Source organism: Cellulomonas sp. HD19AZ1 (genome assembly GCF_004535805.1).
Classification (GTDB): Bacteria; Actinomycetota; Actinomycetes; order Actinomycetales; family Cellulomonadaceae; genus Cellulomonas; species Cellulomonas iranensis.
Window position 1 is genome coordinate 248,002 of the sequence record NZ_SPHX01000002.1, and the last position, 13,633, is coordinate 261,634.

At 73.5% G+C, this 13,633-nt stretch carries 11 protein-coding genes and 1 tRNA gene; 6 read left to right on the forward strand and 6 right to left on the reverse strand.

The features are described from left to right. Positions 1-27: 27 nt before the first annotated feature. From E4A51_RS04655 to E4A51_RS18675, 5 genes are all read left to right on the forward strand, one after another. Positions 28-867 carry an amino acid ABC transporter permease gene (locus E4A51_RS04655; RefSeq protein ID WP_082131323.1) on the forward strand — a complete coding sequence of 280 codons (840 nt, stop codon included), beginning with the start codon at positions 28-30 and terminating at the stop codon, positions 865-867. After that, positions 864-1,640 (forward strand): amino acid ABC transporter ATP-binding protein, encoded by a 777-nt coding sequence (locus E4A51_RS04660; RefSeq protein WP_046528053.1) that lies wholly within the window; start codon positions 864-866, stop codon positions 1,638-1,640. The genes E4A51_RS04655 and E4A51_RS04660 overlap by 4 nt, the downstream gene beginning before the upstream one ends. Positions 1,641-1,707: 67 nt before the next feature. Then, complete coding sequence (locus tag E4A51_RS04665) at positions 1,708-3,528, forward strand: long-chain fatty acid--CoA ligase (RefSeq protein WP_046528052.1); 1,821 nt, start codon at positions 1,708-1,710, stop codon at positions 3,526-3,528. 8 nt (positions 3,529-3,536) lie between these two features. After that, positions 3,537-5,852, forward strand: a complete 2,316-nt coding sequence (locus E4A51_RS04670) for a glycoside hydrolase family 2 TIM barrel-domain containing protein (RefSeq protein ID WP_240696381.1) — start codon at positions 3,537-3,539, stop codon at positions 5,850-5,852. Beyond that, complete coding sequence (locus E4A51_RS18675) at positions 5,744-6,520, forward strand: hypothetical protein (RefSeq protein WP_240696382.1); 777 nt, start codon at positions 5,744-5,746, stop codon at positions 6,518-6,520. The genes E4A51_RS04670 and E4A51_RS18675 overlap by 109 nt, the downstream gene beginning before the upstream one ends. Positions 6,521-6,579: 59 nt before the next feature. Here the strand turns inward: E4A51_RS18675 and E4A51_RS04675 are convergent, their stop codons facing one another. From E4A51_RS04675 to tig, 6 genes are all read right to left on the reverse strand, one after another. Further along, positions 6,580-7,776: a Vms1/Ankzf1 family peptidyl-tRNA hydrolase gene (locus E4A51_RS04675; protein WP_134851005.1), complete on the reverse strand. Its 1,197-nt coding sequence runs from the start codon at positions 7,774-7,776 to the stop codon at positions 6,580-6,582. A gap of 128 nt (positions 7,777-7,904) precedes the next feature. Next, complete coding sequence (locus E4A51_RS04680; protein WP_070319836.1) at positions 7,905-8,219, reverse strand: chorismate mutase; 315 nt, start codon at positions 8,217-8,219, stop codon at positions 7,905-7,907. After that, positions 8,216-9,493: an ATP-dependent Clp protease ATP-binding subunit ClpX gene (gene clpX, locus E4A51_RS04685; protein WP_134851006.1), complete on the reverse strand. Its 1,278-nt coding sequence runs from the start codon at positions 9,491-9,493 to the stop codon at positions 8,216-8,218. Before clpX ends, E4A51_RS04680 begins: the two co-directional genes overlap by 4 nt. A 260-nt stretch (positions 9,494-9,753) precedes the next feature. Further along, a complete protein-coding gene (locus E4A51_RS04690) occupies positions 9,754-10,452 on the reverse strand; it encodes an ATP-dependent Clp protease proteolytic subunit (RefSeq protein WP_046528048.1) in 699 nt (232 codons plus the stop codon). Between the two features lie 41 nt (positions 10,453-10,493). Next, on the reverse strand, positions 10,494-11,114 hold the full coding sequence (locus E4A51_RS04695; RefSeq protein ID WP_046528047.1) for an ATP-dependent Clp protease proteolytic subunit: 621 nt from the start codon (positions 11,112-11,114) through the stop codon (positions 10,494-10,496). 279 nt (positions 11,115-11,393) lie between these two features. Continuing rightward, positions 11,394-12,746 (reverse strand): trigger factor, encoded by a 1,353-nt coding sequence (gene tig / locus E4A51_RS04700; RefSeq protein ID WP_070319835.1) that lies wholly within the window; start codon positions 12,744-12,746, stop codon positions 11,394-11,396. Between the two features lie 308 nt (positions 12,747-13,054). Here tig and E4A51_RS04705 point away from each other — a divergent pair. After that, positions 13,055-13,125: transfer RNA gene (locus E4A51_RS04705), tRNA-Gly, on the forward strand. Positions 13,126-13,633 lie beyond the last annotated feature (508 nt).

Below are 13,633 nucleotides of genomic sequence, written 5' to 3' on the forward strand. Positions count from 1 at the left end.
CCGCCCCGCGCCCCCACCGGAGCCCGCATGACCACCGCACCGCAGACCCTGCAGATGCCGCCCGGCCGTCGCCGCACGAGCCCGCGCACGCGCGCGCGCCTCACGCGCGCCGTCCAGTACGTCGTGCTCGCCGCGGCGCTGCTCGCGGTCGCGTTCCTCACCGACTGGTCGAAGGTCGGCGAGCAGCTCTTCGACCCGACCGTGGCGGCCGACCTCGCGTCGCGCATGCCGCGCGGGCTGTGGAACACGGTGCGTTACACGCTCGGCGCGTTCGCGGTCGGCCTGCCGCTCGGCGCGGTGCTCGCGCTCATGAAGCTGTCGTCGGTCGCGCCCTACCGCTGGATCGCGACCGCGTACATCGAGTTCTTCCGCGGCATCCCCGCGCTGCTCGTCGTGCTGTCGGTCGGCTTCGCGGTGCCGATCGCGTTCGGCGTCAACATCCCCTCGATGCTCGCGAAGGCGTCCATCGCGCTGGGCGTCGTCTCGGCCGCGTACATCGCCGAGACGCTGCGCGCCGGCATCGAGGCCGTGCCGAAGGGCCAGGTCGAGGCGGCACGCTCGCTCGGCATGTCGCACGGCCGCACGCTCGCGCAGGTCGTGGTGCCGCAGGCGTTCCGCATCGTGCTGCCGCCGATGACCAACGAGATCATCCTGCTCACCAAGGACACGTCGCTCGTCTTCCTGCTCGGCATGCTCGTCACCGAGTACGACCTCACCAAGATCGGCCGCGACGCGCTGAACTCCGCGCAGGGCGGCCTCACCGCGCTGTTCGTCGCCGGCGCCTGCTACCTGCTCATCACCCTGCCGCTCGGCCAGCTCACGCGCTGGCTCGAGCGCCGGACCTCGACGAAGGGACGCGGCAAGTGAGCGCGACCTCCCCCGCCCCGACCGTCGTCTCCGTCACCGGGCTCCGCAAGTCCTTCGGCGAGCGCGAGGTGCTGCGCGGCATCGACCTCGACGTCGCCGCCGGCGAGGTCGTGTGCGTCATCGGCCCGTCCGGCTCGGGCAAGTCCACGCTGCTGCGGTGCGTCAACCTGCTGGAGCAGCCGACGTCGGGCCGCATCGACCTGCTCGGCGTCGAGGTCACCGACCCCGACGTCGACATCGACCGCGTGCGCACGCACGTCGGCATGGTGTTCCAGCAGTTCAACCTGTTCGCGCACCGCACGGTGCTCGACAACTGCACGATCGCGCAGCGCGGCGTGCTGCGCCGCTCGCGTGCCGAGGCCGAGCGCGTCGCGCTCGCGAACCTCGAGCGCGTCGGCCTCGCCGACCGGGCGCAGGCCATGCCCGCGCAGCTCTCAGGCGGCCAGCAGCAGCGCGTCGCGATCGCCCGCGCGCTGTCGATGGACCCGATGCTCATGCTGTTCGACGAGCCGACCTCGGCGCTCGACCCCGAGCTCGTCGGCGACGTGCTCGGCGTCATGCGCGACCTCGCGGACGCCGGCATGACGATGATCGTCGTGACGCACGAGATGGCCTTCGCGCGCGAGGTCGGCGACCGCGTCGTGTTCATGGACGACGGCGTCGTGGTCGAGTCCGGCCCGGCCGACCGGGTGATCGGTGCGCCGACCGAGGAGCGCACGCGCGCGTTCCTGCAGCGCGTGCTCGACCCCACGCACCAGCACCCGGGGGCGTGAGGTCCTCTCAGGGCCCGCGACGCGGGCACTAGGGTCGTCCCGTCCCCCGCCTCCAGGAGTTCCGCGCATGCCCGAGTCCACCTCGCCCACCCTCGCCACGCCGATGCCCGACGCGTCGATCTGCACGATGCTCGCGGACCGGCTCGCGCGCGACCCCGACGGCGTGTTCGTCGAGCGCCAGACCGCGCTCGGCGGCGCGTGGCAGCAGGTCACGGTCGCGTCGTTCGTCGCCGAGGTGCGTGCGGTCGCCAAGGGCCTGGTCGCCGCGGGCGTCGAGCCCGGCGACCGCGTCGGCATCATGTCGCGCACGCGGTACGAGTGGACGCTCGTCGACTTCGCGGTGTGGGCTGCGGGCGCCGTGGGCGTGCCGGTCTACGAGACGTCGTCGGCCGAGCAGGTGCGGTGGATCGCGTCCGACGCCGGCATCCGGCTCGCGGTCGTCGAGACCGCGGCGCACGCGGCCGTCGTCGCGCAGGTCCGCGACGACCTGCCCGGCCTGACCGAGGTGCTCGTCCTCGACGAGGACGCGATCGGCACGCTCGTGACGCGCGGCGCCGACGTCGCTGACGTCGAGATCGACCGCCGCAGCACGCACGCGCGCGGCGCCGACCTCGCGACGATCATCTACACGTCCGGCACCACGGGCCGCCCCAAGGGCGTCGAGCTCACGCACGGCAACTTCGTCGAGCTGACCCGCAACGGCGTCGAGGGCCTCGGGGAGATCTGCGCGCAGCCGCACTCGCGCACGCTGCTGTTCATGCCGCTCGCGCACGTGTTCGCGCGGTTCATCCAGGTGCTGTGCGTGCCGTCGGGCGCCGTGCTGGGCCACACGCCCGACACGCGCAACCTGCTGCCCGACCTCGCGTCGTTCCGGCCGACGTTCGTGCTGGCCGTGCCGCGCGTGTTCGAGAAGGTCTACAACTCGGCCGAGCAGAAGGCCGGGGCCGGCGCGAAGCTCAAGCTGTTCCGCTGGGCGGCCAAGGTCGCGATCCAGTACTCGCGCGCGCTCGACACGCCCGCGGGCCCCTCGGCGGGGCTCACCGCGCAGCACCGCGTCGCGGGCCGGCTCGTGCACGCCAAGCTGCGCGCGGCGCTGGGCGGCCGCGCCGAGTTCGCGATCTCGGGCGGTGCGCCGCTCGGCGAGCGGCTGGGGCACTTCTACCGCGGCATCGGCGTGCGCATCCTCGAGGGCTACGGCCTCACCGAGACCACCGCGCCGACGTCGGTCAACCGCCCCGGCCTGACGAAGGTCGGGACCGTCGGTCCGCCGTTCCCCGGCACGTCGCTGCGCGTCGACGACGAGGGCCAGATCTGGGTCAAGGGCCCGCACGTGTTCCGCGGCTACCGTCACATGCCGGAGGAGACGGCCGAGGTGCTGGTCGACGGCTGGTTCCGCACGGGCGACCTCGGCACGCTCGACGACGACGGCTACCTGCGCATCACGGGGCGCAGCAAGGAGATCATCGTCACCGCGGGCGGCAAGAACGTCGCCCCCGCGGTGCTCGAGGACCGGCTGCGCGGGCACCCCCTGGTCAGCCAGGTCGTCGCGGTCGGCGACCAGCGCCCGTTCATCGGCGCGCTCGTCACGCTCGACGCCGAGATGCTGCCCGGGTGGCTGTCGATGCACGGGCTGCCCGCGATGGACGTCACGACGGCGTCGACGCACCCGCAGGTGCTCGAAGCGCTCGACCGGGCCGTCGAGCGCGCCAACGAGGCAGTCTCGCGCGCCGAGTCGATCCGCAAGATCCGCGTGCTCACGACCGACTTCACCGAGGCCAACGGCTACCTCACGCCGTCGCTCAAGGTGAAGCGCGCCGCGGTGCTCAAGGACTTCGCACCCGTGATCGACGAGCTGTACGTCGACACGCGCCCCGGGCACGGCGACTGAGCGCGGTCGTGCCGGACACCGTCGTCCCCGACCCGACGCCCACGCACGAGTCGCTCACGCCGCCCACCGGCGTGCGCGACGCGCGCTTCCGCCCCGCCGACGGCGCGAGCGACGCGCCCGAGCAGCGCCTCGAGGGCACGTGGCGCTTCCGCCTGAGCCCCACCGCGGACACCGGGCTCGACCCCGCCGACGACGGCGCCGGACCCGGCTGGGCCGACCTCGAGGTGCCGGGTCACTGGCAGCTCGCCGAGGCCCCCGACGCGTGGCCGTACGGGCGGCCGGCGTACACCAACGTGCTGTACCCGATCCCCGTCGACCCGCCGCGCGTGCCGCACGAGAACCCCACGGGCGAGTACCGCCGCACGGTCGACGTCCCGGCGGCGTGGCTCGCGGGCGGGCGGGTCGTGCTGCGGTTCGAGGGCGTCGACTCGTGGTTCGAGGTCGCGGTTAACGGTCGCGTGCTCGCGCAGTCGCACGGCTCGCGCCTGCCCACCGAGGTCGACGTGACGGACGCCGTGCACGCCGGGGCCAACCTGCTCGCGGTGCGCGTCACGCAGTGGTCGGCGCACACGTACGTCGAGGACCAGGACCAGTGGTGGCTCTCGGGCATCTTCCGCGACGTCACGCTCGCGCACCGCCCCGCGGGCGGCGTCGAGCACGTGACGCTGCGCGCCGACTACGACCACATGACCGGCACGGGCACGCTGCGCGTCGACGTCGAGGGCGGCTCGGACGCGCGCGTCCGCGTCCCCGAGCTGGGCCTCGAGGTCGCGGCGGGGGCGACGGTCGACGTGGGCGTGGTCGAGCCGTGGAGCGCCGAGCACCCGCGCCTGTACGACGTCGTCGTGTCCACCGGCGGCGAGACGGTCACGCTGCGCGCGGGCTTCCGCACGGTCGCGGTCGCGGACGGCGTGCTCACCGTCAACGGCGCGCCCGTGAAGCTCTACGGCGTCAACCGGCACGAGTTCGAGCCGACGCGCGGGCGCGCGGTCACGCGCGCGACCATGCTCGAGGACGTGCTGCTCATGAAGCGGCACCACGTCAACGCGGTGCGCACGAGCCACGCACCCCCGCACCCGCACTTCCTCGACCTGTGCGACGAGCACGGGCTGTACGTGGTCGACGAGAACGACCTCGAGACCCACGGCTTCGAGGTGCTCGGCTGGCGCGGCAACCCCACCGACGACCCCGCGTGGGAGCCGCTGCTGGTCGACCGCGTGCAGCGCATGGTGCGGCGCGACGCCCACCACGCGAGCGTGGTGATGTGGTCGCTCGGCAACGAGGCCGGCGCGGGCGTCAACGTCGGCGCCATGGCCGCCGCCGTCCGCGCGCTCGACCCCACCCGGCCGGTGCACTACGAGGGCGACTGGTCCAGCGCGCACGTCGACGTGTACTCGCGCATGTACGCGGCGACCGAGGAGGTCGCGCTCATCGGGCGCGGCGACGAGCCCGCCTGGCCCGACGCGGCGGCCGACGCCCGGCGGCGCACGCTGCCGTTCGTGCTGTGCGAGTACGCGCACGCGATGGGCAACGGCCCCGGCGGGCTCACGGAGTACGTCGACCTGGTCGATGCGCACCCCCGGGTCCTGGGTGCGTTCGTGTGGGAGTGGATCGACCACGGGATCGCGACCCGGACGCCCGACGGCACGCCGTTCCACGCGTACGGCGGCGACTTCGGCGAGGAGCTGCACGACGGCACGTTCATCGCCGACGGGCTCCTGCTGCCCGACCGCACGCCCTCGCCCGGTCTCCTGGAGCTCGCGGCGGTCTACGCGCCCGTCGGCGTGCGCCCGGTGCCCGGCCGGCCCGGGGCGCTGGTGGTCCGCAACCGGTACGCGTTCACCAGCACCGCGCACGCGCGACTGGTGTGGGAGGTGGTCGCGGACGGCGACGTCGCCGCGACCGGTGAGGTCGAGACGGTCCTCGCCCCCGGCGGCTCGACCGAGGTGCGCGTCGACGACGTCGCGCCCGACGTCCTGACGGACCTGTCCCCGCCGCGACCGCGTGGTTCGTGGTGCGCGCGGTGCCGCGCGACGGGCGGGACGTGGCCGCCGGGCACCTCGGTGCGGGCCACGTGCAGCTGCGTCGGGGCGTCGCGCCCGCGACGACCGGCACGGGGGCCACGACCGCCACCGCGACCTCCGCAGGCGGCCACCGCGTCGGGCCCGTCGAGCTCGACGCCGCCGGGCGCGTCGTGCGGCTCGGCGGCACGCGGGTGCGGCTGGCGCGCGTCGACGCGTGGCGCGCCCCCACCGACAACGACCGCGCCCGGGCGTGGACCGCCGAACTGGGCGACGGCGACGCCTGGGAGCGCGCCGGGCTGACGCGCCTGCACGAGCGGCTCGACACGGTCGGGCGCGACGGCGACGCGCTCGTCGTCACCGGTCGCACCGCGGGCGCGGCGACGGACTGCGCGCTGCGCGTCCGCTACGAGTGGCGCGCGGTCGACGACCGCACGGTCGACCTCACGCTGCGCATCGCACCCGAGGGACGTTGGCCCGGGTCGGTCGCGCGGCTCGGGTGGCTGCTGGCGCTCGAGCAGCCCGGCGCGGGCGACGTCGTCGTCGACTGGACGGGCCTCGGCCCGCACGAGTCGTACGCCGACTCGGCGCGCGCGGCACTTCCCGGCCGGTGGCGGCACACCGTGGACGCGCTCGGCACGCGGTACACGCACCCGCAGGAGAACGGCGCGCGCCGCGGCGTCACGCACACCCGGCTCGACCTGGCGGCGGGCCCCCTGACCGTCACCGCGCTCGACGTCCGGCACGGCACGCACGCCGCGCCCGGCGTCGAGCTCACGGCCCGCCCGTGGTCCGACACGGCGCTCGCCGCGGCCGGGCACCCGCACGAGCTCGCGCCCGACGGCCTGCTGTGGCTGCACCTCGACGCCGCGCAGCACGGCCTCGGGTCCGCCGCCTGCGGACCGGGCGTCCTGCCCGACGCGGTCCTGCACCCGGCCACGGCGACGCTGCACCTGCGCCTGCACGCCTGACGGTCACGGCCGCACCCCCGGGTGCGGCCGTGACCGTCCGCGTCAGGACCTGCGCCGTGTCACGGCACGTTGTGCACGCGCGCCGCGTCGCCCGACTGCGACAGCACCGACTCGCGCGGCGTCGACCCGTCGCTCCATCGCAGCACCGCCCCGACACCGTCGGCCAGCTCGACGCCGCCCTCGGGCGCGAACGTGAGCCCTGCGTCCTGGCCCACCGCAGCCCGCACGAGCGCCACCGCGGCGGGCATGCGCCGCGGCTCACCCGTCGCACCGATCGCGTCGAGGTCGTCGCGCGACGTCGCGAGCTCGAGCGGACCGTCGCCGACCCACACCTCGTGCTCGTCGAGCGCCCACGACGCCCCCGGTGCGGGCTCCCCCAGCACGAGCTCGGCGACCTGGCCGCGCTGCAGCACCGCGACGACGTCGGCGAGCGACGTCACCGCCTCCTCGCCGCGCCCCAGCTCCTCCCGGAACCGGTCGAGCACCTGCTCCCGCCGGCGCGCGCAGTGCTCGGCGAGCGCCTGCTGGACCCGCTCGTCGAACGCCGCCCGGTTGACGCCCTCGGCCCGGGACCCGCCGGGCACCTCGACCAGCAGGTCGCGGACCGCCTGGCCCACGGCGTCCTTGACGAGCGCGACCGCGCGCACGTCCCCCGTCAGCAGCACCAGCTCGGGACGCCGCTCGGCCACCTGTCGGTCGAGGTCGGCCGCGACGGTCTCGGCGTTGCGCTCCCAGGAGTCCTCGACGCGCGCCTGCATGCGCCGGTGCGACAGGCCGCCCTCGCGCACCTTGTGCAGCACGTCGTGGTCGCCCTCGACGCCCTCCTCGTCGACCGCGCGACGTCCCGTGCCGTCCGACCACGTGAGGTCGGCGCCCTGCCGGTCCACCTCGACCAGCAGGTACGACGTCGACTCGTCGGCCGCGCGCGCCGCGGGCAGCAGCACCGGCACGGGGCCGCACGTCGCGCTCGACTGCGCCGGGGGCTCGGTCAGGACGCGATCGAGCACGACGCCCTCGGCGTCGGCGACCACGACCCGCCCGTGCGGGCCCGGCACGCCGGTCGGGCGGCGCAGCAGGTCGTCGAGCTCGTCCAGCACGGCCGCGGGCGCGCCGTCGCGCTCCAGCTGACGGCGCAGCGCCTTCCAGCGCGCCTGCACGTCAGCCGCTCCGGTCGCGTCGTCACGGGTGGCGTCCAGGTAGACGGTGGTGAAGGGCGCCGGACGGCCGAGCAGCGGCTTGATCCAGTGCAGGTGCATGAGCAGGTCTCCTCGCGCGTCGTGGGTCCCACGGTCGCGCACGGCACGACCCGGGCTGACCGTCCCACCATCGGACATCGCGCGCCCGGGCGCCACCCCGGTCCCTGCCGCGTCCGGACGAGCGTCCGTCAGGAGCGCTGCGCGTGGTCCTGCGCGATGGCCTCGTGGTGCCGGATCACCTCGGCGACGACGAAGGCGAGGAACTTCTCGGCGAACACCGGGTCGAGGTCGGCCTCCCGCGCGAGCTGCCGCAGCCGCTCGACCTGCACGGCCTCCCGGCCGGGGTCGGACGGCGGCAGGCCCAGCTCGGCCTTGAGCACGCCGACGCGCTGCGTCGCCTTGAACCGCTCGGCGAGGATGTGCACGAGCGCCGCGTCGATGTTGTCGATGCTCCCCCGCAGGCGCGCCAGCTCGGCCGGCACCGCGGGACGGTCTGCGGTCACGCGCTCTTCTCGCGCGGCGTGCGCTTGTCCTGCGCGTCGCGCGGCACGAGCGTCGGGTTGACGTTGTCGAGCACGACCTCGCGCGTGATGACGACCCGGGCGACGTCGTCGCGCGACGGCACCTCGAACATCACCTGCTGCAGGACCTCCTCGAGGATGGCGCGCAGACCGCGCGCGCCGGTGCCGCGCAGCAGGGCCTGCTCGGCGACCGCAGCGACCGCGTCGTCCTCGAACTCCAGCTCGACGCCGTCGATCTGGAACATCCGCTGGTACTGCTTGACCAGCGCGTTGCGCGGCTCGGTGAGGATCCGCACGAGCGCGGCGCGGTCGAGCGGCGACACGGTCGTGATGATCGGCACGCGGCCGATGAACTCGGGGATCAGGCCGAACTTCAGCAGGTCCTCGGGCATGACCTCGCCGTAGACGTCGACGTTGTCGGCCGAGTGGATCGGCGAGCCGAAGCCGATGCCGCGGCGCCCGGCGCGGGACGTGATGATCTCGTCCAGGCCCGCGAACGCGCCCGCGACGATGAACAGCACGTTCGTCGTGTCGATCTGGATGAACTCCTGGTGCGGGTGCTTGCGCCCGCCCTGCGGCGGCACCGCCGCCGTCGTGCCCTCGAGGATCTTCAGCAGCGCCTGCTGCACGCCCTCGCCGGACACGTCGCGCGTGATCGACGGGTTCTCGCTCTTGCGGGCGATCTTGTCGATCTCGTCGATGTAGATGATGCCCGTCTCGGCCTTCTTGACGTCGTAGTCGGCGGCCTGGATGAGCTTGAGCAGGATGTTCTCGACGTCCTCGCCGACGTAGCCCGCCTCGGTGAGGGCCGTGGCGTCGGCGATCGCGAACGGCACGTTGAGCATCTTCGCGAGGGTCTGGGCGAGGTACGTCTTGCCGCACCCCGTGGGGCCGATCAGCAGGATGTTGGACTTCGCGATCTCCACGGGCTCCTCGCCCGCCGTGGTCCGCGCGCCCTCACCGGCCTGGATCCGCTTGTAGTGGTTGTACACCGCGACCGCGAGCGACCGCTTGGCGCCCTCCTGGCCCACGATGTACTGCTCGAGGAAGTCGAAGATCTCGCGCGGCTTGGGCAGCTCGACCATGCCGACCTCGGTCGCCTCGGCGAGCTCCTCCTCGATGATCTCGTTGCACAGGTCGATGCACTCGTCGCAGATGTACACGCCCGGCCCGGCGATGAGCTTCTTGACCTGCTTCTGGGACTTCCCGCAGAAGGAGCACTTGAGAAGGTCGGCACCGTCCCCGATCCGCGCCATGTGCGTCCCCTTCCCTCGTGTCGCCCTCCGCCGTTCCGGCGGTGCGCCGTCGTCGTGACCTCGCGGTCCGCGAGTCACGTCCCCCCATTGCACACCACCGGGGGCCGGGTGTCAGCCGAACTCCGCTGGCGGGTCGCGGCGTGTCGCCCCGAACACGCCGCGACGCACGTCCGGTTCGCGCGGATGGCGCAGTCGCGCCGGGTTGCGTCGGCCCCGGTGCCGTCCCGAGCGGACGGGACCGGGGCCGACGCGGTCGGACGTCAGGACGACGGCTGGACGACCGTCGGGTGCACGCCCTTGCGGCTCTCGAGCACCTGGTCGACGATCCCGTACTCCTTGGCCTGCGCCGCGGTGAGGATCTTGTCGCGCTCGATGTCCTGCGCGACCTGCTCGACCGAGCGGCCCGTGTGCTGGGCCAGCGCCTGCTCGAGCCACTCGCGGATGCGGATGAGCTCGTTGGCGTGGATCTCGATGTCGGAGGCCTGCGCGTAGCCGCCGCCCTCCATCGCAGGCTGGTGGATCAGCACGCGCGCGTTCGGCAGCGCCAGGCGCTTGCCGGGCGAGCCGGCCGCGAGCAGCACGGCCGCGGCCGAGGCCGCCTGCCCGAGGCAGACGGTCGCGATGTGCGGCTTGATGTACTGCATCGTGTCGTAGATCGCCGTGAGGGCCGTGAACGAGCCGCCGGGCGAGTTGATGTACAGCGTGATGTCGCGGTCCGGGTCCGTGGACTCGAGCACGAGCAGCTGCGCCATGACGTCGTCCGCGGACGCGTCGTCGACCTGCACGCCGAGGAAGATGATGCGGTCCTCGAACAGCTTGGTGTACGGGTCCTGGCGCTTGAAGCCGTAGGCGGTCCGCTCCTCGAACTGCGGCAGCACGTAGCGGCCGGACGGCGAGGCGGGCGCCGTGCCGCCGGCCAACCGGCCGGCGCGGGCGATGAACTGGGACTCCATGCTCACGAAGGTTCTCCTCGCTGGTTCTGTGCGCGTCGCCGCGGCCGTCAGGCCGCGGTCCCGCCGCCGCCGGCGACCGAGTGGCTGCTGGTGACCACGTGGTCGATGAAGCCGTACTCGAGCGCCTCGGGCGCCGTGAACCAGCGGTCGCGGTCCGAGTCGGCGTTGATCTGCTCGACGGACTTGCCGGTCTGCTCGGCGATCAGCTCGGCCAGCACCTTCTTCATGTGCAGGATCAGCTGGGCGTTGATCCGCACGTCGGTGGCCGTGCCGCCGATGCCGCCCGAGGGCTGGTGCATCATCACGCGGGCGTGGGGCGTCGCGTAGCGCTTGCCCTTGGCGCCCGACGAGAGCAGGAACTGCCCCATCGAGGCGGCCATGCCCATCGCGATGGTCGCGACGTCCGGCTTGATGTACTGCATCGTGTCGTAGATCGCCATGCCGGCCGTGATCGACCCGCCCGGCGAGTTGATGTACAGCCAGATGTCCTTGTCGGGGTCCTCGGCCGCCAGCAGCATCATCTGCGCGCAGATGGCGTTGGCGTTCTCGTCGCGGACCTCCGAGCCGAGCCAGATGATCCGCTCGCGCAGCAGTCGGTTGTAGATGGAATCGTTGAGCCCGAGGCCCGGAGAATCTGCCCGGGCCAGGGCCGGCACCTGCTCGTTCACGAAGGCTCCCTCGTCTGGCTACGTCTGACGCGGCGGCGGGACCCGTCGGGTGCTCCACCGGCCGCGCGTTGCTGTGACCCTAACGCCCGTGCGCACCCGCCCATGTCCTGGCGACGCGCCGTTTCGCTGTCGGCGCAGCGCCGCCGTCCGCGGGTGCGCGCAGGCTGCGCGCCGGTCGCGCCCCGACCCCGCGGCGGGCCGTCGCCGCGGGCGGGGACGGCGACGGCCCCGCGCCACCCGGGGGTGTCGCGGGGCCGTCGGCCGTGCGTGCGCGGAGCGTCAGGCCTGCTCGTCCGCGGAGTCGTCCTGCGCGGCCTCGGCCTGCTCGGCCTGCTCGACGGCGGCGTCCTCCTCGTCGGAGCCGATGAACTCCGAGAGGTCCACCGCGGCACCCGAGCCGTCGACGACCGCGACCTGGCGCAGCGAGAGCGCGAGCGCCTTGGAGCGCGCGACCTCGGCGACCATCGCGGGGATCTGACCCTGCTGGTCGACGGTCTGGATGAACGTGTTCGGGTCCATGCCGTACTGGCGCGACGCGCTCACGAGGTAGTCGAGCAGCTCGCTCTGGCTGACCTTGACGTCGAGCTGCTCGGCGAGCGTGTCGAGCAGGATCTGGTTGCGCAGCGCGGTCTGCGCCTGCTCCGTCACCTCGGCGCGGTGCTCGTCGTCCTCGAGGCGGCCCTCGGACTCGAGGTGACGGTGCACCTCGGCCTCGACGACGCCCGCCGGCACGGGGATCTCGACCTCGGACGTGAGCTTCTCGACCAGCAGGTCGCGGGCCTGCACGGCCTGGTTCGACGCCTTGATGCGCGCGGCCTGCTCGCGCAGGTCCGCCTTGAGCTCGTCGATCGTGTCGAACTCGCTCGCGAGCTGCGCGAACTCGTCGTCGACCTCGGGGAGCTGGCGCTCCTTCACGCCCGTGGCCGTCACGGTCACGGTCGCCTTCTCGCCCTGGCGCTCGCCGCCCACGAGCTCGGTCTCGAACGACGTCGTCTCGCCGGCCGACAGGCCCGTGAGCGCCTCGTCGAGGCCCTCGAGCATGTTGCCCGAGCCGATCTGGTAGCTCGTGCCGGAGACCTGGTCGACCTGCTCGTCGCCGATCGTCGCGGCGAGGTCGATGACGACGAAGTCACCCTCCTGCGCCGGGCGGTCGACACCCACGAGCGAGCCGAAGCGCTCGCGCAGCGCGTCGAGGCGCGCGTCGACGTCCTCGTCGCTGACCTCGACGTCGTCGACCGTGAGGGTCAGGCCGTCGAGCGCGGGCAGCGTGATCTCGGGGCGGACCTCGACCTCGGCCGTGAAGTGCAGCTCGCCCTCGTCGCCCGCGACGAGGCCGGGGACCTTGGTGACCTCGACCTCGGGCTGGCCCATGGGGCGCAGCTCGTTCTCGCGCACCGCGTCGGCGTAGAAGCCCGACAGGCCCTCGTTGACGGCGTGCTCGATGACGGCCGGGCGACCGACCCGCTGGTCGATGATGCGCGGCGGCACCTTGCCCTTGCGGAAGCCCGGCACCGTCACCTGCTCGGCGATGTGCTGGTACGCGTGCTCGATGCTCGGCTTGAGCTCGTCGTACGACACCTCGACGGACAGCTTGACCTTGGTGGGCTCCAGGGTCTCGACGGCGCTCTTCACTTCGATGGTCTCCAACTGGTCATGGCCGGGCGCCGGCTGGTCCGACGGAGTGGCACGATCTGGTCCGCGACGGGTCACGGGGTCCGCGCACGGCGGCCCCCGGCAGCACCGCGACGGCCGCCCGGGGGGCGGCGTCGTGCAGGCACCCGGGAGCGCGGACGCGCGACCCTCGATGCTACGGCACCAGCGGGACGGACCGCCAAAGCGGGCCGCGCCGCACCGATCGTCGGGGCCGCACGTCGTCGCGGGCCGCGGACCCGGCGGGACCCGGTAACCTTGCTGCGCCGCCCGGTCAGCGCCGGGCGCGTGCGGACGTAGCTCAATGGTAGAGCCCCAGTCTTCCAAACTGGCTACGCGGGTTCGATTCCCGTCGTCCGCTCCGCGGGTGGTTCCGGTTTCGAGGCCGATGAGGTTCCGGAAACGAGCCGAGCGTTGCGCCCTGCCCCCCTGCCCCGTCCTGTCGGGTGTCGACGTCTTCTGACCTCCGTCGAGGGTGCCGGTTGCGGTCCGCAGGCCGCTGTCAGGGGCTTCCCGACCATGCAGGAGTACGCCGATCAGCCCCGTGTCGGCGCGGTCCCGCTCGACGGCGACATCACCCTCGCAGCCGTGGACGTCAAGCCCGTGGCACGGCAAACTCTCGACCGACGCCCTGGAATCCGCCGAGCGGCTCTGGACCACGCGACAGCACGCCGACCGGCTCACCGACGAAGAAGCCATCGCAATCACGCGGGCCGCGTTCGACGTCGACTTCGCGTTCCTCGGCCTCGCCGCTGACTGGCCGAGCTCCAACGTCGGGCCGTTCGAGCCTCGGCGCCGGCGTGGAGGTCACCGCCACCGTGGCGCGGGGACTCAGGGGTGGTACACGTCGGCGACCGGCACGAGTTCCT